We start from the raw sequence: 22,161 nt of genomic DNA, 5'->3' as shown, positions 1-22,161 counted from the left end.
GCCGGGGGCCCTGAGACCGAGCACCGCCGGCCGTCCGGCCGGAATTTTTCGAAAGGATGCGTCATGGCAGCCACGCGCTCCGCACACACCGTTTGGGAAGGCAGTCTCTTCAAGGGCAGCGGGGTCGTCGCCTTCGACTCCTCCGGCAGCATCGCCGAGCAGCCGGTCACCTGGGCGTCGCGGGCCGAGGAGGCGAACGGGAGGACCAGCCCGGAGGAGCTGATCGCCGCCGCGCACTCCAGCTGCTTCTCGATGGCCCTCTCCAACGGTCTCGACAAGGCCGGCACCCCGCCGACCAAGCTGACCACCTCCGCCGACGTCACCTTCGTGCCGGGTGAGGGCATCACCGGCATCCACCTGACCGTCGAGGGCACCGTCCCCGGTCTGGACGAGGCCGGTTTCGTGGCCGCCGCCGAGGACGCCAAGGTGAACTGCCCGGTCAGCCAGGCGCTGAAGGGCACGAACATCACCCTGACGGCGAAGCTCGCCTGACCCCGCTCGCGCGCCGAGCCCCCGCAGGCCGCTCCACCAGGGGCGGCCTGCGGCACGTCCCCCGTCGGGAGCGACCACCATGACGCCACGCCCCGCCGTCTCCGCCCACCAGGGAGGCTCCGAACGCGCGGGCCCGGCCACCCTGGAGGCGTACGAGGACGCCCTCACGTCCGGCGCGGAGTACGCCGAGTTCGACGTCCGGCGCACGGCCGACGGCGTGTTCGTCGTCCACCACGACCCCCGCGTGGGCCGCTCCGGCCCGCACCTGTCCACCCTCACCCACGCCGGGCTGAACGCGCGCGCCGGATACCGGGTGCCCCGCGTGGAGGAGGTCATGGAGCTGATCGCCGGGCGGCTCCTGGGCCATCTCGACCTCAAGGAGACCGGCCACGAGAAGGAGCTGATCGGCCGCGCGGTCGCCCTCCTCGGCGCGGACGGGTTCGTCGCCACCACCCTCGAGGACCGCTCCGTCGCCGCCGTCACCGCGGCCCACCCGGGCGTGCGCACCCTGCTGTCCCTCGGCCGCGACGGCAAGGACATCGGCCGGCGCCGGCTGCCCGCCACCCGGCTCAGCGAGCTGCTCCCCATGCGCCGGGTGCGCGCCTGCGGCGCCCACGGGGTCGCCGCGCACCGGCATCTGGCCCGCGCCACCGTGCTGCGCGAGGCCGCCCGTAACAGACTGTTCACCATGGTGTGGACGGTGAACGAGGACCGGGCGCTGCGGACCTTTCTCGGCGACCCGCGGGTGGACGTGCTGATCACCGACCGTCCCCGGCGCGCGCTGGAACTGCGCGGGCACACGAACGCCCGCACCCGCCGTTGACCACCACCCGTACAAACCATTGACAACAGGGCGCTCAAGTTTTGTGCTGGAAGTCCGGAGGGGTGCCCTGGCGGAAGGGGACAGCGATGGGACGTGCCGTCGGAATCGACCTGGGAACCACGAACTCGGTGGTGGCCGTGCTGGAGGGCGGTGAGCCCACCGTCATCGCCAACGCGGAGGGCGCGCGCACCACCCCTTCGGTCGTGGCCTTCGCCAAGAACGGCGAGGTGCTGGTCGGCGAGGTCGCCAAGCGGCAGGCCGTGACGAACATCGAGCGCACCGCCCGCTCGGTCAAGCGGCACATGGGCGACGCCCAGTGGCGCTTCCCCGCGGAGGGCTCCATCGACGGCACCCGCTACCGGGCCCAGGAACTGTCCGCCCGGGTGCTGCAGAAGCTGCGCCGGGACGCCGAGGCGTACCTCGGCGAGGAGGTCACCGACGCCGTCATCACCGTACCGGCGTACTTCGACGACACCCAGCGGCAGGCCACCAAGGAGGCCGGGGAGATCGCCGGACTCAAGGTGCTGCGGATCATCAACGAGCCCACGGCGGCCGCCCTCGCCTACGGCCTGGACAAGGAGAACGACCAGACCGTCCTGGTGTTCGACCTGGGCGGCGGCACCTTCGACGTCTCGCTGCTCGACATGGGCGAGGGCGTCATCGAGGTGAAGGCCACCAACGGCGACACCCACCTGGGCGGCGACGACTGGGACCAGCGCGTCGTGGAGTACCTCGCCAAACGCTTCAAGGGCCAGTACGGCGTCGATCTGGCCCAGGACAAGATGGCGGTGCAGCGGCTGCGGGAGGCCGCCGAGAAGGCGAAGATCGAACTGTCCTCCTCCACCGAGACCACCATCAACCTGCCCTACATCACCGCCTCCGCCGAGGGCCCCCTGCACCTGGACGAGAAACTCACCCGCGCCCAGTTCCAGGAACTCACCGAGGACCTGCTGGAACGCTGCAAGAAGCCCTTCCACCAGGCCGTCAAGGACGCCGGTGTGAAGCTCTCCGCCATCGACCACGTCATCCTCGTCGGCGGCTCCACCCGGATGCCCGCCGTCACCGACCTGGTCCGCGAACTCACCGGCAAGGAACCGCACAAGGGCGTCAACCCCGACGAGGTCGTGGCCCTCGGCGCCGCCCTCCAGGCCGGTGTCATCCGCGGCGACGTCAAGGACGTGCTGCTCCTCGACGTCACCCCGCTGTCCCTGGGCATCGAGACCAAGGGCGGCATCATGACCAAGCTGATCGAGCGCAACACCACGATCCCCACCCGGCGTTCGGAGATCTTCACCACCGCCACCGACAACCAGCCCTCCGTCGGCATCCAGGTCTACCAGGGCGAACGCGAGATCGCCGCCTACAACAAGAAGCTCGGCACCTTCGACCTCACCGGCCTCCCGCCGGCCCCGCGCGGCGTCCCGCAGATCGAGGTGGCCTTCGACATCGACGCCAACGGGATCATGCACGTGTCCGCGAAGGACCTCGCCACCGGCCGCGAGCAGAAGATGACCGTCACCGGCGGCTCGGCGCTGCCCAAGGACGACATCGACCGTATGATGCGCGAGGCCGAGCAGTACGCCGAGGAGGACCGCAGGCGCCGGGAGGCGGCCGAGACCCGCAACCAGGCCGAGCAACTCGTCTACCAGACCGAGCGGTTCCTGCGGGACAACGCCGACAAGGTGCCCGGCGACACCAGGAGCGAGGTCGAGTCCGCCGTCGCGGAACTGAAGCAGCTGCTGGAGCGGGAGACCACCGAGACGGCCGAACTCCGCGCCGGCGTCGAGAAACTGGCCTCGGTCAGCCAGCGGATGGGCCAGGCGATGTACGCGCAGACCGCGTCGGCCCCCGCCGGGGACACCGCGGAGGAGGCCCCGGCCGGCGCACCGCAGGACGACGAGGGCGTCGTCGACGCGGAGATCGTCGACGACGACAAGGACACCGGCGGACGGCGCGACGACGGCGCGGCCTGACCCGGCGCCGGCGGGCGGGGGACCCGGAGGGTTGCCCGGGGCCCGGGCCTCAGTAGTGTTCCCGGCACTCCCGCAGCAGCTTCTCCGTGCGCTGCGTCGAGGCCGCCCGCGCCGTCATGTGGTCCAGCACCTCCAGATGGACCGAGACCTCCTTGCGGGAGTCCAGGTACAGGGCGCCCGTCAGATACTCGGTGAACACCATGTCCGGCAGCTCCGGCTCGGCGAAGCGGAACAGGGAGAAGGGGGCGTACGTCCCCGGGTGCGGACCGTCGGCGAACTCGGCGATCTGCAGTGTGATCCGGTCCCGTTCGGAGTATTCGAGGAGCTTGTCGAGCTGGTCGCGCATCACCCGTCCGTCGGCGCTCACCGGGCGCCGCAGCACCGTTTCCTCCATCAGTACCCACAGATGCGGGGCATCGGGGCGGTCGAGGAGCCGCTGCCGCTCCATGCGCAGGGACACATGCCGCTCGACGGCCTCCCGTCCCGCGTTGCCGATCGTCCCGGCCTTCAGCACGGCGCGAGCGTAGTCCTCGGTCTGCAGCAGCCCCGGCACGAAGTGCGGTTCGTAGGACCGGATGATCCGGGCGGCGCCCTCCAGGCTGACATACATGCTGAACCACTCGGGCAGCACGTCGTGGTAGCGCTGCCACCAGCCCGGCCGGTTCGCCTCCTCGGCGAGCTCGACGAACGCCAGGGACTCGCTGTCCGGCACCCCGTAGGCGGTCAGCAGCAGCTGGACGTACGGGATCTTCAGCGCGACCTCGGCGGTCTCCATCCGCCGTACGGTCGCGGGCGCCACCCGCAGGATCCGCGCCGCCGCCTCCCGTGAGAGGCCCGCGGCCTCCCTCAGTTCCTGCAGCCGCCTTCCCAGAACCACCTGGCCCACGGTGGGTGCGGCCCGTCGCTCACTCACGCCACGCCTCCCCAACGCGCCCCGGGCATGCGCTCAGTCTTTCATGTCCCTCCGACACTCTCACGCGCCGCGGTGGACCGCCCTGTTTCCCTGCTCCCTCGGCAGCATTACCCGGCAGGTAATCGACCCGGCGCCGCCCCCACGGGATCGTGGGCGCACCGGGTCCCGGACCGGCCTCGCACCCCGGCCCGGGACCCGGCACCGCCGCCACCGATCCCGACGGAGGGTGATTCGTCATGTCCGCGACCCAGCTTGCCGTGCTCGCCAGAACCGTGGAGCCGCAGCGGATGCTGCGCCGCTTCCTGGGCCTGGACGCCGTGGTGACCGGCGTCAACGCGCTCGCCTATCTGGCCCTCTCCGGCCCGCTCGGCGACTTCTTCGGGGCCGGCTCCGGCCTGCTGCTCGGCCTCGGCGCGTTCCTTGCCCTGTACACGGCCGGCGTGGGCCTGCTGGCCGCACGCCCCGAGCCGCCCGCGGCCGGCGTACGGATCGTCGTCGAGGGCAACCTCGCCTGGGCCGTCGCCAGTCTCGCCGCCCTCGCGCTGTGGCTCGACCCGACCGCCGCGGGCGCGGTGTGGACGGTGCTCCAGGCGCTCGTCGTGGCGGGCTTCGCCGTCCTGCAGCACCTGGCGCTGCGGGCCCGTCAGCTCAGCCAGGACTGAAGGTACTTCGCCGTCGCCGGGTCCGCCGGGAGCAGCGTCTCCACGGCCAGCTCGGCGACGGTCACGTCCATCGGGGTGTTGAAGGTGGAGATCGACGACACGAACGACAGCCTCCGGCCCGCGTGCTCGATCACCATCGGCAGCGCGAAGTACGCCACCGGCGCCTCCGGTTCCGCCGGGCGCCGCTCGCCGGTGTCCGGGACCGGGTACGCCGCGACCTCCTCGTACAGCGCCCGCAGCGGTTCGGAGCGGCGCAGCGCGATGTTGCGCCGCATCTGCTCCAGCAGATGCCCCCGCCATTCCCGCAGATTCACGATCCGCGGGGCCAGGCCCCGCGGGTGCAGGGTGAGCCGCACCGCGTTCAGCGGGGGCGTCAGCAGCGACTCCGGGACCCCCTCGAACAGCGTCATCACCCCCCGGTTGGCCGCCACGACGTCGTACATCGCGTCCACCACCAGCGCCGGATACGGCTCGAAGCCGCCGATCAGCCGCTCGATGCCGTCCCGCAGCGCGTCCAGCGCGGGGTCGTCCAGCGGGGTGTGCGGGAAGCGGGGCGCGTACCCGGCGGCCAGCAGTAGGGCGTTGCGCTCCCGGATCGGGACGTCCAGCTCCTCGGCCAGCCGCAGCACCATCTCCTCGCTGGGGCGGGCCCGGCCGGTCTCGATGAAGCTGATGTGCCGGGCGGAGGAGCCGGCGCGCAGGGCCAGCTCCAGCTGGCTGACCCGCCGCTGGTCCCGCCAGGCGCGCAGCAGCGGGCCCACGCCGTCGGTGCCGGCGGTGGCCTCGGTCGGGACAGTGGTCATGCCAGGACGGTAGACGACGGGCGGCCGTACCGGGGAAACCCCGTGTCCGTGACCAGGGCCCCGGGGCCGCATCTGTGGCAGCCTGATGTCCGGTACAGAACCCGGACCCGGCGAAGGAGCGCAGCCCATGCCCGTCGAACCGCTGTCGCAGAAGGAGATCGAGGACCGGCTGGCCGAGCTGCCGGGCTGGTCGCTCGACGGGGGCCGGCTCACCCGCTCCTACCGGCTCGGCTCGCACTTCGCGGCGGCGGCGATGACCATGCACATCGCCCGGGTGCAGGACGAACTCGACCACCACGCCGACCTCACCCTCGGCTACAACACCGTGGCGCTGGCCGTGCGGACCCACAGCGCGGGCGGCGCCGTGACCGCCAAGGACTTCGAGCTCGCCCGCAGGGTGGAGGACCTGGCACCCGGACACGGTGCACACTGAGGCGCGTGCTGGACTACGACGAGGAAGCGGAACGGTACGACGCCCTGCGCGGCGGCGAACCCCGGGCGTCCGCCGCCGCCGAGGCCGTGCTGAGTCTCATACCGGGCGGTGCGCGCGATCTGCTGGACGTCGCCTGCGGCACCGGCATCGTGACCCGGCGGTTCCCCGCCGCCCGCGCCGGCCTGCGGGTGACGGGGGCCGACCTCGCCGCGTCGATGACCCGGACGGCCGCCGCCCGTCTGCCGGGCGCCGTGGTCCGCGCCGACAGCCGCCGGCTGCCCTTCGACGACGCCCGGTTCGACGCCGTGGTCAGTGTGTGGCTGCTGCATCTGCTCCCCGGCCCGGGGGAGGTGCGGGCGGTCATCGGCGAGTGCGCCCGCGTGCTGCGGCCCGGCGGGGTCTACGTCACCACCGTCCACAAGGGGCCGTCCCACAACGTCGGCAGCGACATCGACGCGGTCCTCGCGGCCCGTCCGCCCAGCCCGGTGCCCGACGCCCCCGCCGATGTGACGTCCTTCGCCGCCGGGCACGGGCTGCTCCCCGCGGGACAGGCCCGCTTCCGGGGCCACGGCCAGGGCCGCAGCCCCCGCCGCACCATCGCGGACCTGCGCCGGGGCTGGTTCGTCACTCTGCCGCCCGGGGAACCTCTCGCCGAGGAGTTCGCCGCCCGCCTGGCCGAGCTCCCCGACCAGGACCGGCCGCGCCCCGACCCCGTGTTCACCCTCCGCGCCTACCGCAAGCCACCCACCCCGCCGCTCACCCCCTGAGCAGCCGGCCCTCCACACCCCGCTCCTCGACCTCACCCCCGTCCCCCACCGCCACCCGGTACAGCCGCGCCCCGGGCCTGCGCCCCACCACCTCGACGAGCCGCCCCTCCACGAACAGCGCCCCCACCCCGTCCTCCACCGCCCACCCGGCGGGCAGCCGGCCGCCCGCCACGGCCGCCCGGTAGGAGTCCCGGCGGCCGGCCTCACTGTCGTAGTGCGGGCACACCGACCCCGGCAGCAGCCCCAGCCCGTCCCGCAGATGCGTCAACGGGCCGAACGAATCGGTGTGCGCCCCCTCGGCCCAGCAGTTGGCCCCGGCACTGATCCCGCACAGCAGCGTCCCGCCCTCGTACGCCTCACGCATCAGCCGGTCCACCCCGTGCACCCGCCAGACGGCCAGCAGATTGGCGGTGTTGCCACCCCCGACGTACACGACGTCCTGCGCGAGCAGAAACGCCCGCAGCGCCGCGTCGTCCCTCTCCCGCCGGAACAACGGCAGCACGGACGGCTCGCACTCCCGCCCCCGGAACGCGTCGAAGAACGTCTCGATGTACCCGGGGGCGTCCCCGCTCGCCGTGGGCACGAAGCACACCCTGGGCCGCTCCGCCCGGGCCTGCCCCAGCACCCAGTCGTCCAGCAGCCCGTCGTCGTCGGTGGAGAACCCGCCCCCGAGCAGAGCCACCCGCCCGGCCCGAACCCCACCGCCCGGGGTCACCGGACACCTGCCGGAACGGCATCCCGCGCGATGCCCGGCCTGCCCGAACCGGGCGCGTCGTTCAGGAAGACGATCCGGACGGGCACGTGGGCTCCCTCGTTGTCGCCGGTGGGGTGGGGGCCATTGTGCACCGGCGGGTCTTCGTCGAAGGAGCCGGGCGGCCCCCCGTGCGCGAGGGGGCCGCCCGGCCCGGGTGGTGGCCCCGGGATCAGGTACCGGGGCCGGTACACGGAGCGTCGGCGGGGACTATTCGAGAAGCTCCGCGTACGCGCCCATGGCCGTGGCGACGTCCGCCTGGGCCCAGAACCGGTGGTACGTGAAGACCGGCGCGGCGCCGCCCTCCAGATAGCTCTCGATCTTCGACCAGGCCGGGTCGTCCTCATAGAAGGAGCGGATCGAGAGGAACGTCGACGAGGAGTCGATGCGGTCGCCGTTCGGCATGGTGCCGGTCCAGCCGGACGGGATGTACACCGGGTCGTCGAAGCGCTCGTAGTCGGAGCGGGTCTCCGGGACGGCGATGCCGAGGTCGTCCTGGTGGTTCTCCCACATGCCGTCCAGCAGCGCCTTCGCCGTGTCCGCCGCCTCGGTGTCACCGGAGCGGGCGGCGTAGTACGTCAGGATCTTGGCGTAGGCGCCGGCCACACCGACGTCGTTGGTGTAGTCGACCACCTCGACGTGCAGCCCGCTGTTGGCGCCCGGCGACGACGCGTCCCAGGTGTCGGGCTTGCCGGACCACTGCAGCGTGGACGGGAACAGGAACGTGCCGTCCGGGTTGACCGTGGTCTCGGACAGCGCCCAGTCGACCCACTTGTCGAGGACCGACTCGGCGAGCGCGTTGCCCGTCTGCTGGTACACCTCGGCCACCCGCTCCAGCGACCACGCCTGGAAGCCGAACCACTGGTTCGACGGCGGGTCGTGGTACACCGGCTTCTCGTCGTAGTACATGCCGTAGAAGGTCGGTGTGCCGGACGGCGGGGCGGCGTAGCGGCCCGCCCAGCTGTTGGTCGCGCCGCCCGCGATGGCGCCCTCGTCGGACTGCAGCCAGCGGTAGAACTCCAGCTGCCGCTCGTAGGACTCGGCCCAGTCCTCCGCGCCCGTCGCCGACTTCGGCTTCAGCGGCGCGTACTCACTCAGCGCGTACGCGGCGAGCGGGTTCTGGTACCCGCCGTGCGCGTGGCTGGAGCCGATGCGCCAGGACCAGCCCGCCGAGGTGTCGGTGGCGCCGCCCCAGGCGTAGTACCAGGAGAGCAGGTAGTGCGAGGCGTCCTTGCCGGTGCCGGCCGGGCAGGACGTGCTGGTGCAGTTGCCGATCTTCTTGAAGTACTTGTCGTACATCGCGTAGCGCAGGTAGTCGCCCATCTTGGCGGCCTTGGCCACGGTATCGGCCACGTCGCTGCCCTTGCCCTGGTCCTTCGCCCACAGGTCGGCCCAGTACGCCGCCTGCACCGCGCGCGCGTCGGCGTCGGGGGCGTTGGTGAACTTCCACTGCTTGGCGTAGGACGCGTCCTTGGTGAACAGGTCCAGGTAGCCGTTGGTGCCGCCGTACTCGAAGGCGTCACAGGTGGGCTGGGTGACGGTCTCCCACACCGACTCCTGCGGGCCGCGCTGGAAGGTGTTGATGGAGGACGGGCCGGTGTCGGACGGTCCGGCCTCGCACTTGCCGGGCGAGTTGCCGTAGCCGTAGACGTTGTCCACGTCCTGGATCCAGTGCATGCCGTACACGTCGTCGGTGCCGTACGCCGACTTCAGCTCCGCCGCGATCGGGTCACGCCCGACGGAGACATTCGAGTCGAGCTGCGACGGGTACTCGTCCGGGGTGTCGTGCTCGGGCGCGTACGTCGCCGGCTTCGAGGGGTCGTAGAAGGAGTTGGTCGGCTGGTCGGCGTGGGTCGGGATGGCGTACTGCTCCATCGTCTCCCAGGCGTCGTTGAACCGCGTCCAGTCCCCGGTGATCCTGCCGTACATGGCCTGGAGCCACAGCAGGTAGCTGTAGGCCTCCGAGGTCGTCTCGTGACCGTGGTCGGGCGCCTCGACGATCAGCGTCTCGACGGAGTGGTACGGGATGCCCTCGGGGGAGAAGTAGCCGTTCGCCGGGTCGGTGATCTTGTCGTACAGCTCCAGGAAGCGCGCGTCGTACGTCTTCTCCGCCCCGAGCTGGGTCACCGTGACCGCCGCCGTGGCGTGGCCGGGTGCCGAGGACTCGAAGACGGCCGAGCCGCTGCCGGAGTCGTCGGCGGCGATGGTCACCGTCTGCGCGGTGTCCCAGTCCGACGCCGTGAAGGTGAGCGAGGCGCCGTCGGCGACCGACAGTCCGGAGTTGCCGCTCGCGCGCGTCGTGGTGACGGTCACGCTCTCGTCCGGCTGCTTGCTCAGCTTGACCTCGTACGTGCCCGTCTCACCCTGCTGGACGCCCAGTTGGGACGGCGTGGCGACCACGGCGGGACCCGAGGCGACCGTGATGCCGACCGGTGTGGAATCGGCGGAGGCCCCCATGCTGTCGTGGGCCTTCGCCACCAGCGAATGACTGCCCACGGTCAAACCGGCGACCGAGAGCGTGAAGGGCGCGCTGGTGTCGGTGCCCAGCAGCTCGGTGTCGTCGTAGAACTCCACCTTGGTGATGGTGGCGTCGTCGGCCGCCGCCGCGGTGGCCTCGAGCGGGACCGTCTCACCCTGGGTGTACACGGCGCCGGCCTCGGGGCTGGTCAGCACGGCGATCGGAGGCTGGTGGGCGCCGGTGCAGGTGGTGCCGTTGACCGCGAAGGACGTGGGGGCGTCGTTGCTGCCGCTGTAGGTGAACTGGGCGCCGGTGGTGACGGCGTCACCGGCGGCGATCCGGGCGTTGTACCCGGCGTCCTGTACGGTCACGGTCCGGCCGGACTGCGACCAGGTGCCGTTCCAGCCGTTGGCCAGCCGCTGGTTGCCCGCGTAGTCGTACGTCAGGGTCCAGCCGTCGATGGCGTCGGTGCCGCGGTTGGTGAGGGTCAGATCGGCGGTGAAGCCGGAGCCCCAGTCGTTGGTCCGGTAGTCGACGCTGCACTGGACGGCGGCCGCCCGCGCGGGGGCCGGGCCCGCCGAGAGCATCGTGAGCGGGAGCGCCAGGGCTGCCGCGGCGGCCGTTAACAGCCGTCGCAAGCCCCGGCGTCTCCGGGGTGGGGGATGCATGTGCTGGTTCCTCCTGCGACTCGGTCATATCAAGCCTTGAACCAGTGGGAGCGCTCCCATAGTGGGGACGGGGTGATGACCGGTCAAGCCTTGTGGAGAACCGAAAAGATTCGATGCTATGAGTTGAGTCAAAGTCAGTGGTCCCTCTGTTCTTCGCCGTCACTTGGCGCTAGCTTCAGGTGCACCAGTGGGAGCGGTTCCATCAATCGGCGCGTGTGTGACGAAGCGTCCGAACCGCAAGGAATCGCTCAATGCGCCACCCCCCGCGTTCAGTACTTTGAGCCATTCCCGCACCTGCGTGGAGCACCTGACGCGGGGTCGCTCGCTCCGTGGGATCCCCTGTGCCGTCCGTGCCGGCCGGACTGTCCGGCCGGCCCCGGGTCCTGTCCCGACCAGGCCCGGACGGTACCCCCACCCGTAAGGCACAGGCCGCGCACCGCTGTGCGCGGCCCCGAAGGACAGCCCCCTACGGATAGGAAACCCGCACCATGAGTCGCACCAGAACCGCGCTCCTCGCCGCCATGGCGCTGGTGGCCGGCGCCACCGGGACGGCGTTCGCCGTCGTCCCCGGCGACGCCGGCGCGGCCGCCGTCCCCTGCACCGTGGACTACACGGTGCAGAACCAGTGGGACACCGGCTTCACCGCGTCCGTGACGGTCACCAACAACGGCGCCGCGAAGTCGTCGTGGGCGGTGAAGTGGTCCTACGCCGGCAACCAGAAGGTCACCAGCGGCTGGAACGCCAGAATCACCCAGTCCGGCGCGAACGTCACCGCGGCCAACGAGTCCTACAACGGCACGCTCGCCGACGGCGGTTCGGCCACCTTCGGCTTCCAGGGCAGCTACAGCGGCAGCAACCCGGTCCCCGACACCTTCACCCTCGACGGTGTGACCTGCAACGTCGACTCCGACGGCCCGACCGATCCGCCCGACGAGACCGACCCGCCCGCCGAGGGCGAGCGGGTGGACAACCCCTACGACGGCGCCAAGGTGTACGTGAACCCCGAGTGGTCGGCGAACGCCGCGGCCGAACCGGGCGGCGACCGCATCGCCGACCAGCCCACCGGTGTCTGGTTGGACCGCATCGCCGCCATCGAGGGCGCGAACGGCAAGATGGGTCTGCGCGAACACCTGGACGCGGCGCTGGAGCAGAAGGGCGACGGCGAACTCGTCTTCCAGGTCGTCATCTACAACCTGCCCGGCCGTGACTGCGCCGCCCTCGCCTCCAACGGCGAGCTGGACCCCACCGAGATCGACCGCTACAAGACCGAGTACATCGACCCGATCGCGGAGATCCTCTCCGACTCGAAGTACGCCGGCCTGCGGATCGTCACCACGGTCGAGATCGACTCGCTGCCGAACCTGGTCACCAACGTGTCGCCGCGGGAGACCGCCACGGACAACTGCGACGTCATGAAGGCCAACGGCAACTACATCAAGGGCGTCGGCTACGCCCTGAACAAGCTGGGCGACGCGCCCAACGTCTACAACTACGTGGACGCCGGCCACCACGGCTGGCTGGGCTGGGACGACAACTTCGGCCCCTCGGCGGATCTGTTCCTGCAGGCCGCCAACGCCGAGGGCGCGACCGTCGACGACGTGCACGGCTTCATCGCCAACACGGCCAACTACAGCGCCCTGAAGGAGGAGAACTTCTCCCTCGGCGACTCCGTCAACGGCACGTCGGTGCGCGAGTCGGACTGGGTGAGCTGGAACCGCTACATCGACGAGCTGTCGTACGCCCAGGCACTGCGCGAGGAGCTGGTCTCCATCGGCTTCGACTCCGGCATCGGCATGCTGATCGACACCTCCCGCAACGGCTGGGGCGGCGCGGACCGGCCCACCGGCCCCGGCGCCACCACCGACGTGAACACCTACGTCGACGGCGGCCGTTACGACCGCCGCTTCAACACCGGCAACTGGTGCAACCAGTCGGGCGCCGGACTCGGCGAGCGGCCGCAGGCCTCCCCGGAGCTCGGGATCGACGCCTATGTGTGGATGAAGCCCCCGGGTGAGTCCGACGGGGCGAGCGAGGAGATCGACAACGACGAGGGCAAGGGCTTCGACCGCATGTGCGACCCCACCTACGAGGGCAACCCGCGCAACAACAACAACATGTCCGGGGCGCTGCCCGACGCCCCGGTCTCCGGGCACTGGTTCTCCGCCCAGTTCCAGGAGCTGATGCAGAACGCCTACCCGCCACTGTCGTGACGGGCTGACCACCGGTCCGCCGGGTCCGGGCCCAGGCCCGTGCCCGGCGGACCGCCGCGCTTTTGCGTGAACGGCAACATCGGTTGCTCCGCCGCGGTGCGTCGTCGCACCCTGGCGGCATCCGAGCGGAGAGGCTGATCACCATGGCGCACCACCACGGACACGAGCGGAAACCCGGCCACGGCCACGGCCACGGCCACGGTCACGGTCACGGGCACGACGAGATCGACTGGGCCGAGCTGGGTCCGCTGCTCGAATCGCAGGCGGAGCTGTTCACCCCGCTGTACGAGCGCGCCCTGAGCTGGCTGGCGAAGGAGGTGACGGAACCGGGACTGATCGTGGACGCGGGCAGCGGCCCCGGCGTCATCTCCGCCCTGTTCGCCGAGACGTTCCCGGGCGCCCGGGTGGTGGCCGTCGACGGCTCCGCGGAACTGCTTGAACGCGCCCGCGCGCGGGCGGAGCGGCAGGGGGCGGCCGACCGGTTCGGCACCCTGCTCGGCGAACTTCCCGGTGTGCTGGACGAACTGGACTACCCGGCGGACCTGCTGTGGGCCAGCCGCAGCATCCACCACCTGGGCGACCAGGGCGCCGCGCTCGCGGCGTGCGCCGGGCACCTCGCGCCCGGCGGCACCCTGGCGGTGATGGAGGGCGGCCTGCCCGCCCGCTTCCTGCCCCGCGACATCGGGTTCGGCCGGCCGGGACTCCAGGCGCGCATCGACGCGGTGGAGGCGGACTGGTTCGACCGGATGCGCGCCGAACTGCCGGGCTCGGTGTCCGTCGTGGAGGACTGGCCCGCCCTGCTGGCGTCGGCCGGACTGCACCACATCCGCTCGCGCACGTTCCTCCTCGACCTGCCCGCCCCGGCCACGGACCGCGCCCGCGCCCACGCGGCCGCCGTCCTCTCGCGCGCCCGCGAGAGCCTGGCCGAGGACCTGGACGCGGAGGACCGGGCCGCCCTCGACCGCCTCCTCGACCCCGACGACACGGCGAGCGTGCACCACCGCCCCGACCTGTTCGTCCTGGCGGCCCACACCGTCCACGCGGGGGTGCGGCCCGTGTGACCGCTTGACTTGGAGAGCGCTCCAGGTGATGGACTCCCCGGCACGCACACGACACACAGGGGGTATGCATGACCGACGACACGCGCGTCACGCTCATCACCGGAGGAGGATGGGGGTCCCCCCGCCTCGAGCGAAGCCGAGAGGTGGGGGAGGCATCGGCGCGGCCGTCGCGCGGCGGCTGCTGGAGGCGGGGCAGCGGGTCGCCGTCACCGGACGCGGCGAGGCACGGCTGCGCGACTTCGCCAAGGAGTGCGGTGAGCCCGGGACACTGCTGACGATCCCCGGGAACGCGGCGGTGTACGAGGACGTGCGCTCGGCCGTCGACACCGTGCTGGCGCGGTTCGGCCGGCTGGACACCGTCGTCGCCAACGCGGGCTTCGCCACCGGTGATTCGGTCGCCGAGGGCGACCCCGCCGGATGGACCGACATGGTGCTGACCAACGTCCTCGGCCCCGCCCTGCTGATCCGCGCCTCCATCGACGCGCTGAAGGCGGCGCGCGGACGGATCGTGCTGGTCGGCAGCGTCGCCGGGTTCGTGCCCACGCCGGGCAATCTCTACGGCGCGACCAAGTACGCGGTGACCGGGCTCGCCGAGAACGTCCGGCGGCAGGTCACCGAGTGGGGCGTCGGTGTCACACTGATCGCGCCCGGCCGCGTGGAGACCCCGTTCTGGGACGCCGTAGGCAGCCTCCCGCCCGGACGTCTGCTCACCGCCGACCGGATCGCCGACTCCGTGGTGTGGGCCCTGGAGCAGCCGGAAGGAGTCGACGTCAACACCGTGGTCGTACGGCCCCTGGGGCAGCCCGTCTGAGACACGCCGACGGCCTCCCCGCGCCGGGGAGGCCGTCGTGGGCCGAGCGGTCAGGCGGCGTTGAACTTCGCCGGGTCCGAACCCACCCGCCGGTCCTCGTTGAGCGCGCTGATCGCGGCGAGGTCCTCGGCGTCCAGGCTGAAGTCGAAGACGTCGATGTTCTCCGCGATCCTGGCTGGCGTCACCGACTTCGGGATGACGACATTGCCCAGCTGGAGGTGCCAGCGCAGCACCACCTGGGCGGGCGTGCGGTTGTGCTTCTGCGCGATCGCCACGATGGCCGGGATCTCCAGGATGCCCTTGCCGGAGCCCAGCGGCGAGTACGCCTCCGTGGCGATGCCCTGTTCGGCGTGGTACTCACGCGCGGCGTGCTGCTGGAGATGCGGGTGCAGCTCGATCTGGTTGACCGCCGGGACGACCGACGTCTCGCCGATCAGGCGCTCCAGGTGCTCGGGCAGGAAGTTCGACACGCCGATGGCGCGGACCCGGCCGTCGGCGTACAGCTTCTCGAACGCCTTGTACGTGTCGACGTACCGGTCCCGCGCGGGCGTCGGCCAGTGGATGAGGTACAGGTCCACGTGGTCGAGACCGAGCCTCGCCAGGGACTGGTCGAAGGCGCGCAGCGTGGCGTCGTAGCCGTGGTCGCGGTTCCAGACCTTGGTGGTGATGAAGAGGTCCTCGCGCGGGATGCCCGACGCGGCGACGGCCCGGCCGGTGCCCTCCTCGTTGCCGTAGATCGCCGCGGTGTCGATGCTGCGGTAGCCCGCCTGAAGCGCCGTCGCCACGGCACCCTCGGCCTCCGCGTCCGGTACCTGCCAGACGCCGAACCCCAGCTGGGGCATCTCGACGCCGTTGTTCAGGATGATCGGGGGGACCTTGCTCACGAGCTCTCGATCCTTCGGTTGATGACAGGTGTTACCCCCATGGTCAACGATCACGGCCCGCGGCGCATTCCTGACCGTGATGTTCACGTGCGGTAATCGTCACGCCCGGTAGAGCGCCTCGACCTCTTCCCGGTACGCGTTCTCGATCGCCTTGCGCTTCAGCTTCAGCGACGGGGTGAGCAGACCGTGCTCCTCGGTGAACGGCTGCGCCAGGATCCGGAACGTGCGGATCGACTCCGCCTGGGACACCAGGGTGTTCGCCGCGACCACGGCCCGGCGCACCTCCGTCTCCAGGTCCGCGTCCCGCACCAGCTCGGCCGGTGCCATCGGCGGCTTGCCGCGCATCGTCAGCCAGTGCTCCACGGCCTCGAGGTCGAGGGTGACCAGGGCGGCGACGTACGGGCGGTCGTTGCCGACGACGATGCACTGGTTGACCAGCGGGTGGTCCCGCACCCGCTCCTCCAGCAGCCCCGGCGAGACGCTCTTGCCGCCCGAGGTCACCAGGATCTCCTTCTTGCGCCCGGTGATGGTCAGATAGCCGTCCTCGTCCAGCGCTCCGAGGTCCCCGGTGGCCAGCCAGCCGTCGTGCAGGGACTCGTCGGTGGCCTTGGGGTTGTTGAGATAGCCCTCGAAGACGTTGCCGCCGTTCAGCCAGATCTCGCCGTCGTCCGCGATGTGCACGGTGACCCCCGGGATGGGTTGGCCGACCGTGCCGTAACGGGTGCGTTCGGGCGGGTTGGCGGTGGCCGCCGCCGTCGACTCGGTGAGCCCGTACCCCTCGTAGATCTGCACACCGGCGCCCGCGAAGAACAGCCCGAGCCGGCGGTCCATCGCGGAACCGCCCGACATGGCGTGCCGGATCCTGCCGCCCATCGCCGCGCGGATCTTGGAGTAGACGAGCTTGTCGAAGAGCTGGTGCTGCATCCGCAGGGCCGCGGACGGCCCGGGCCCGTCGCCCCAGGCCTTCGCCTCCACCGCGTCCGCGTACTTCACGGCCACGTCGACGGCCTTCTCGAACGGCCCCGAGCGGCCCTCGCGTTCCGCCTTGCGCCGCGCCGCGTTGAACACCTTCTCGAAGATGTACGGCACGGCCAGGAAGAACGTCGGCCGGAAGGCGGCCAGGTCGGGCATGAGCGCCGCTGCGTTCAGCTGCGGCTGGTGGCCGAACTTCACCTTCCCGCGGATCGCCGCCACCTCCACCATCCGCCCGAAGACGTGCGCGAGCGGCAGGAACAGCAGCGTGGACGCCTCGTCGCCCCGGCGGGAGTGGAACACCGGCTCCCAGCGCCCGATGACGGTGTCCGCCTCGTACATGAAGTTGCCGTGGGAGAGCACACACCCCTTGGGGCGGCCGGTGGTGCCCGAGGTGTAGATGACCGTCGCCACCGAGTCCGGCGTGACCGCCCTGCGGTGCCGGTGCACCACCTCGTCGTCCAGGTGCGCGCCCCCGTCGTACAGCTCCTGCACCGCGCCCGCGTCCAGCTGCCACAGCCGGCGCATCCGCGGCAGCCGGTCGATGACCGTGGCGATCGTCATCGCGTGGTCCTCGTGCTCCACGATCGCGGCCGTCACCTCGGCGTCGTACAGCATCCAGAAGCACTGCTCGGCGGAGGAGGTGGGGTAGATAGGGACGACCTGCGCGCCGATCGCCCACAGCGCGAAGTCGAAGAGGGTCCACTCGTAGCGGGTGCGGGACATGATCGCGACCCGGTCGCCGAACCGGACGCCGCCCGCCAGCAGGCCCTTGGCCAGGGCGAGCACCTCGTCGCGGAACTCGGCGCTGGAGACGTCCCGCCAGGTGCCGGTGTCGTCCTTGCGGCCCAGCGCGACGCGCGACGGGTCCTCCTCGGCATACCGGAAGACCACGTCGGCCAGACCGCCCACCGGAGGCTCCAAGGCCGACGGAGGGTTGGTGAACTCGCGCAATCCCGCTCTCCGCTCCTGAGCGCTCGGACTCGGGCGGGACGACGCCGTCCCGCACAGCGCCGTGAAAGCTACCCCACGGATCCGGGCCCGGGGAGGGGGCGGAAAGCTGAGCGCAGCTCGCGTCCGCGCTGGTCAGGGGAGGAAAATGCGCTCACATGCGGAAGGGTCGGACAGAAACCTGACGGACGAGTAAGTTTCCATGGAGTAATCTCCACGGAATCTGTACGAGCCCATGACCGGTCCTTGAGGTGGCCGACGGCGCCCCACTGATCCCAGCGCGTACGCGGGCCCTGCCGTCACCCCCGCCCGCCGCGGTGCAGCCGGTCGCCGCCCGCGAGGATCGCCGCCGCCAGGGCGTCGGCCGCGCCCCGCGCCGAGGGCCGGCGCCGCCCGTGCGCCACCACGAAGTCCACCTCGCCCGGCTCCGGCAGCCCGGCCCGCTCCGGCATCCGCGCCAGCCCCGGCGGGATCAGCCCCCGTGAGTGCACCATCACCCCGAGCCCGGCGCGGGCCGCGGCGAGCAGCCCGTTGAGGCTGCCGCTGGTGCAGACGATCCGCCACGGACGCCCCTCGCGCTCCAGCGCCCGCAGTGCGAGGGCCCGGGTGATGCCCGGCGGAGGGTAGACGATCAGCGGCACCGGGCGGTGCGGGTCGAGCCGCAGCCCCGGCGCGCCGATCCACACCAGCTCGTCGTGCCAGACCAGCCGGTGCGCGTCCGTGCGCGGATCCCCGGGCCGCCGCTTGGCGAGCACCAGGTCGAGACGGCCCGCGGCGAGCCGCTCGTGCAGGATGCCCGACAGCTCGACCGTCAGCTCCAGATCGACCTCCGGGTGCTCGTGCCGGAACCGTTCGAGGATCTCCGGCAGCCGCGTCAGCACGAAGTCCTCCGACGCGCCGAACCGCAGCCGCCCGCGCGGCCGGGTGCCGGTGAAGAACCGGGTCGCCTGCTCGTGCACGTCCAGGATGCGGCGCGCGAAGCCGAGCATCGCCTCGCCGTCCTCGGTCAGCTCCACCGAGTGCGTGTCCCGGGTGAACAGCTGCCGCCCGGTCGCCTCCTCCAGCCGCCGTACGTGCTGGCTCACCGTCGACTGGCGCAGCCCCAGCCGCCGCGCCGCCTGCGTGAAGCTCAGTGTCTGCGCCACCGACAGGAACGTCCGCAGCTGCGTCGGGTCGTACATGCCGCCAGCGTAGCCCCGGTCATCGCGGATCGTGATGACAGTGAAAGCGGTGTACGGGATTCCCGATCACGGCCGCGGGGACCAGGATGGAGTGGGGGATCCCGCGGCCGGACGGCGCGGGCCGCCCCGGAGACCCAGCGTGAGCACGAGCATGTGGAGCACAGTGAAACGCCTGCACCGGCCGAACCGGCTGCCGATCGACCCGTACGTCCTGCTCCTGCTCGGGACGGTGGGCGTCGCCGCGCTGCTGCCCGCACGGGGCACGGGCGCGGACATCGCCTCCGGCGCCTCCACCGCCGCGATCGCCCTGCTCTTCTTCCTCTACGGCGCCCGGCTCTCCACCCGTGAGGCGCTGGACGGGCTCCGGCACTGGCGGCTCCACGTCACCGTGCTGGCCTGCACCTTCGTGGTGTTCCCCGCGCTGGGCCTGGCCGCCCGCGGACTGGTACCCGCGCTCCTGACCGACCCGCTGTACCAGGGCCTGCTCTTCCTCACCCTCGTCCCGTCCACCATCCAGTCCTCGATCGCCTTCACCTCCATCGCCCGCGGCAACGTGCCCGCCGCGATCTGCGCCGGCTCCTTCTCCTCGCTGGTCGGCATCGTCGTCACCCCGCTGCTCGCCGCGACGCTGCTGGGCGGCGACGCGGGCGGCTTCTCGGCGGGCTCGCTGGTGCGCATCGTGCTCCAGCTGCTCGTGCCGTTCGTCGCCGGGCAGCTGCTGCGCCGCTTCATCGGCTCCTTCGTCGCCCGGCACCGGAAGGTGCTGGGGCTGGTGGACCGGGGCTCGATCCTGCTCGTCGTCTACACCGCGTTCAGCGAGGGCATGGTCCAGGGCATCTGGCAGCGGGTGAGCCCCGCGCGGCTCGGCGGGCTGCTCGCGGTGGAGGCGGTGCTGCTCGCGGTGATGCTGGCACTGACCTGGTACGGCGCCAGGGCGCTGCGGTTCGGCCGGGAGGACCGGATCGCGATCCAGTTCGCCGGTTCGAAGAAGTCCCTGGCCGCCGGGCTGCCCATGGCGAGCGTGCTGTTCGGGGCGCAGGCCTCGCTGGCCGTGCTGCCGCTGATGCTGTTCCACCAGATGCAGCTGATGGTGTGCGCGGTGCTCGCCAAGCGCCGCTCGCGCGACCCGGTCGACGAGACCGCCGAGGCCGCCGGGAAGGTCACCACGGCGGACCGGGCCGGAGGCTCACGAAGCGGGGCCGGTACGGGGACACGTTCCGGCTGAGCATCCCGCCGCCGCGGCCGTCTCCAGCCGGTTCACGTCGTGGCCGAGCACCGGCCGCCCGTCGTCGCCCGGCCCCGGGTGCGCCTGCGGGTTGTGGGCGGCGGCCCCGTCCGCAGGAAGCGCGGGCGTGAACCGCCGCTCCGGTCCGTGCCACGGCCCGGTCGGGGAGCAGGCCCCGTACGACGCCACCGTGGCCGGCCCCTCGGCCCCCGCGGCCATGGTGAACAGCACACCGCGGGAACCGGGGCCGGCGTCGTGCGATCCCGGCCCCGTCCGCCGCCGTGCACCGGCCGTGTCGTCGGGCAGGGCCGGGAACGCCGGCGGGTGCCGGGGCCGGGTCCATGGCGCTTCGGGCCTCACCGGGGTACGGGTCTCATGAGCAGGTCGTGCCGGCCGGGGGAGTCGTGCCGTGCAGCAGGTAGGTGTCGACGGTCCGGGTCGCGCAGCGGTTGAAGGGGTACGAGCCGTGGCCCTCCTCACGCACCGTCAGCAGCACGCCGACCCCCTCGCCCAGCTCGGCCGCCATCCGCCCGGCGCCCTCGTACGGTGTCGTCGGGTCGCCGGTGTTGGCGACGACGAGGATCGGGGCGGCGCCGTCCGCACCGACGTCGGGAGTGGCGCTCTCGCCGTCGAACGGCCACTCGTAGCAGACGTAGACGCTGCCGGACCACGCTCGGCCGAAGATCGGGGAGGCCGCCTCGGTCCGCTTCCGCATCGCCTCCTCGTCGGCGGCACCGGGGCGCACGTCGGAGTCGGCGCAGGTGATCGCCACGAAGGCGGAGGTGACGTTGCCGCCCGGGGACGCGGCGCGGAACCCGGCGCCGGCCCGGGCGCCGCGCGGGTGGGTGTCCGGGCCGTGGTCGTACGCCTCCTCCATCAGCGCCGTGCCGTCGTTCTCCTCCATGACCTGGCGGAGCGCCTTCGCCAGGTCCGGCCAGCCGGACCTGCCGCCGTCGAGGTGGTTCCCGATGGCACGGGCCGCGAGACCGTCGTCGAGCTCACCCCCGTCGTCGGTGGGCGCGGGCTTCTCCGCGAGCCGGTCCAGCAACCGGGTGACGCGCTGTGTCGCCTGTGCGGGGCCGCTGCCGGTGGGGCAGTCGTCGTAGGCCTTCGCGCAGTGCGCGGCGAAGTGGTCGAAGGCGCGCTGGACGGCCTTGACCTGACCGGCCTCGGCCTGTTGGCGGTCCAGCGTGGGGTCGACGGGGGCTTCGAGCACGAGCCGGCCCACGTTCTTCGGGAACAGGTGGGCGTAGACGCCGCCCAGCCTGGTGCCGTAGGAGACGCCCAGGTAGTGCAGTTGCTCGTCACCGAGGTGATAGCGCATCAGGTCCAGGTCGCGCGCCGTGTGGGAGGTGCCGACGTACGGCAGCAGCTCGCCGGAGAGCTTCTCGCAGGCGTCGACGCTCTCGAAGTCGTCCTTCCCGCACAGCACGGGGGCCGTCCCGCCGACGCCGCGCGGATCGAAGCTCACCAGGTCGTACTGCTCGCCCAGTGCGGCATAGTCCCGCGCGAACTCGGGGAGCCCCGTGACGCCGGACCGGCCGGGGCCGCCGAAGTTGAACAGCAGCGATCCGATCCGCTTCCTCTCGGGTCCCGTGGCCCGCTTGCGGATCATGGCGACGTCGATCGTCCTGCGCCCCGGATGCTCGTAGTCCAGCGGCGCCTTCATCGTGGCGCACTCCCAGCCGTCGCCCGGGGCGTCACCGTCCCCCTGGGCCCCGGACGGTGCCGGACAGGCCGCCCAGTCGAGCCGTTGGCCGGTGGTGAAGGACACGGGCAGCCCCGGCGGCGGGTTCGTCGCCCGGCGTCCGTCCCGGCCGGGCGCCGCGCCGTCCGCGGCGGACGCGGACGGACCCGGGTCCGGGTCCCCGGTGACCTCGCATCCGGTCCCCGCGGCCGCCACGCACACGACGGCCAGGGCCAGCAGGCCCCTGGTGACGCGGCGGGGTGCGTCCGCCTTCCCCCGTGAGGTCCGGGCCGGGCGGTCCGAGTTCCGACAACGCGCGCGCATCCGTGAGCCCCCTGCCCCCTGACACACCGGAATCGGCCTGCCGTTCGATATTCGTCGCTTCGAACCTACTGATCGTCGGTGCGCCCTGGCAATTGATCAGGTAGCGCCTGCT

At 72.0% G+C, this 22,161-nt stretch carries 18 protein-coding genes; 10 read left to right on the top strand and 8 right to left on the bottom strand.

Going from position 1 to position 22,161, the window contains the following annotated elements; translation table 11 throughout:
- Positions 1 to 63 precede the first annotated feature (63 nt).
- From AC5L3C_RS05675 to dnaK, 3 genes are all read left to right on the top strand, one after another.
- A complete protein-coding gene (locus tag AC5L3C_RS05675; RefSeq protein ID WP_125502873.1) occupies positions 64 to 492 on the top strand; it encodes an OsmC family protein in 429 nt (142 codons plus the stop codon).
- Positions 493 to 571: 79 nt separating this feature from the next.
- Positions 572 to 1,315 carry a glycerophosphodiester phosphodiesterase family protein gene (locus AC5L3C_RS05670; protein WP_493647326.1) on the top strand — a complete coding sequence of 248 codons (744 nt, stop codon included), beginning with the start codon at positions 572 to 574 and terminating at the stop codon, positions 1,313 to 1,315.
- 86 nt (positions 1,316 to 1,401) lie between these two features.
- Positions 1,402 to 3,288 carry a molecular chaperone DnaK gene (dnaK, locus tag AC5L3C_RS05665; RefSeq protein ID WP_493647324.1) on the top strand — a complete coding sequence of 629 codons (1,887 nt, stop codon included), beginning with the start codon at positions 1,402 to 1,404 and terminating at the stop codon, positions 3,286 to 3,288.
- 49 nt (positions 3,289 to 3,337) lie between these two features.
- On the opposite strand, the gene AC5L3C_RS05660 is transcribed toward dnaK, so the two are convergent.
- A complete protein-coding gene (locus tag AC5L3C_RS05660; protein ID WP_493647322.1) occupies positions 3,338 to 4,201 on the bottom strand; it encodes a Sco1979 family transcriptional regulator in 864 nt (287 codons plus the stop codon).
- 236 nt (positions 4,202 to 4,437) lie between these two features.
- Between AC5L3C_RS05660 and AC5L3C_RS05655 the strand changes: the two genes are divergently transcribed.
- Positions 4,438 to 4,863: a hypothetical protein gene (locus AC5L3C_RS05655; RefSeq protein ID WP_493647321.1), complete on the top strand. Its 426-nt coding sequence runs from the start codon at positions 4,438 to 4,440 to the stop codon at positions 4,861 to 4,863.
- Here AC5L3C_RS05655 and AC5L3C_RS05650 read toward each other — a convergent pair.
- Positions 4,845 to 5,666, bottom strand: a complete 822-nt coding sequence (locus AC5L3C_RS05650; RefSeq protein ID WP_493647319.1) for a helix-turn-helix domain-containing protein — start codon at positions 5,664 to 5,666, stop codon at positions 4,845 to 4,847. The two genes, AC5L3C_RS05655 and AC5L3C_RS05650, sit on opposite strands and share 19 nt — an antisense overlap.
- Positions 5,667 to 5,793: 127 nt before the next feature.
- Between AC5L3C_RS05650 and AC5L3C_RS05645 the strand changes: the two genes are divergently transcribed.
- Positions 5,794 to 6,099: a 4a-hydroxytetrahydrobiopterin dehydratase gene (locus AC5L3C_RS05645; RefSeq protein WP_493647318.1), complete on the top strand. Its 306-nt coding sequence runs from the start codon at positions 5,794 to 5,796 to the stop codon at positions 6,097 to 6,099.
- Positions 6,100 to 6,104: 5 nt separating this feature from the next.
- On the top strand, positions 6,105 to 6,866 hold the full coding sequence (locus AC5L3C_RS05640; protein ID WP_493647317.1) for a class I SAM-dependent methyltransferase: 762 nt from the start codon (positions 6,105 to 6,107) through the stop codon (positions 6,864 to 6,866).
- Here AC5L3C_RS05640 and AC5L3C_RS05635 read toward each other — a convergent pair.
- Positions 6,856 to 7,548 carry a Type 1 glutamine amidotransferase-like domain-containing protein gene (locus AC5L3C_RS05635; RefSeq protein ID WP_493647315.1) on the bottom strand — a complete coding sequence of 231 codons (693 nt, stop codon included), beginning with the start codon at positions 7,546 to 7,548 and terminating at the stop codon, positions 6,856 to 6,858. The genes AC5L3C_RS05640 and AC5L3C_RS05635 overlap by 11 nt on opposite strands.
- Positions 7,549 to 7,827: 279 nt before the next feature.
- Positions 7,828 to 10,743, bottom strand: a complete 2,916-nt coding sequence (locus AC5L3C_RS05630; RefSeq protein ID WP_493647314.1) for a glycoside hydrolase family 48 protein — start codon at positions 10,741 to 10,743, stop codon at positions 7,828 to 7,830.
- Between the two features lie 488 nt (positions 10,744 to 11,231).
- Here AC5L3C_RS05630 and AC5L3C_RS05625 point away from each other — a divergent pair, with 488 nt between their 5' ends.
- From AC5L3C_RS05625 to AC5L3C_RS05615, 3 genes are all read left to right on the top strand, one after another.
- On the top strand, positions 11,232 to 12,953 hold the full coding sequence (locus AC5L3C_RS05625) for a glycoside hydrolase family 6 protein (RefSeq protein WP_493647312.1): 1,722 nt from the start codon (positions 11,232 to 11,234) through the stop codon (positions 12,951 to 12,953).
- 143 nt (positions 12,954 to 13,096) lie between these two features.
- Positions 13,097 to 14,014 (top strand): class I SAM-dependent methyltransferase, encoded by a 918-nt coding sequence (locus AC5L3C_RS05620; RefSeq protein ID WP_493647309.1) that lies wholly within the window; start codon positions 13,097 to 13,099, stop codon positions 14,012 to 14,014.
- Between the two features lie 109 nt (positions 14,015 to 14,123).
- Positions 14,124 to 14,825, top strand: a complete 702-nt coding sequence (locus AC5L3C_RS05615; RefSeq protein ID WP_493647307.1) for an SDR family oxidoreductase — start codon at positions 14,124 to 14,126, stop codon at positions 14,823 to 14,825.
- Positions 14,826 to 14,875: 50 nt separating this feature from the next.
- On the opposite strand, the gene AC5L3C_RS05610 is transcribed toward AC5L3C_RS05615, so the two are convergent.
- The 3 genes from AC5L3C_RS05610 to AC5L3C_RS05600 all read right to left on the bottom strand — a co-directional run bounded on the left by AC5L3C_RS05610 (position 14,876) and on the right by AC5L3C_RS05600 (position 18,813).
- Positions 14,876 to 15,709, bottom strand: a complete 834-nt coding sequence (locus AC5L3C_RS05610; RefSeq protein WP_276313880.1) for an aldo/keto reductase — start codon at positions 15,707 to 15,709, stop codon at positions 14,876 to 14,878.
- Positions 15,710 to 15,808: 99 nt separating this feature from the next.
- A complete protein-coding gene (locus tag AC5L3C_RS05605; protein ID WP_493647305.1) occupies positions 15,809 to 17,635 on the bottom strand; it encodes an AMP-dependent synthetase/ligase in 1,827 nt (608 codons plus the stop codon).
- A gap of 296 nt (positions 17,636 to 17,931) precedes the next feature.
- Positions 17,932 to 18,813: a LysR family transcriptional regulator gene (locus AC5L3C_RS05600; RefSeq protein ID WP_493647303.1), complete on the bottom strand. Its 882-nt coding sequence runs from the start codon at positions 18,811 to 18,813 to the stop codon at positions 17,932 to 17,934.
- Positions 18,814 to 18,964: 151 nt separating this feature from the next.
- Here AC5L3C_RS05600 and AC5L3C_RS05595 point away from each other — a divergent pair, with 151 nt between their 5' ends.
- Positions 18,965 to 20,038: a bile acid:sodium symporter family protein gene (locus AC5L3C_RS05595; RefSeq protein WP_493653743.1), complete on the top strand. Its 1,074-nt coding sequence runs from the start codon at positions 18,965 to 18,967 to the stop codon at positions 20,036 to 20,038.
- 373 nt (positions 20,039 to 20,411) lie between these two features.
- On the opposite strand, the gene AC5L3C_RS05590 is transcribed toward AC5L3C_RS05595, so the two are convergent.
- Positions 20,412 to 22,049, bottom strand: a complete 1,638-nt coding sequence (locus AC5L3C_RS05590; protein ID WP_493647301.1) for an alpha/beta hydrolase — start codon at positions 22,047 to 22,049, stop codon at positions 20,412 to 20,414.
- Positions 22,050 to 22,161 lie beyond the last annotated feature (112 nt).

This window comes from Streptomyces speibonae (genome assembly GCF_984686075.1).
This window is presented reverse-complemented; position numbering and strand designations above follow the sequence as displayed.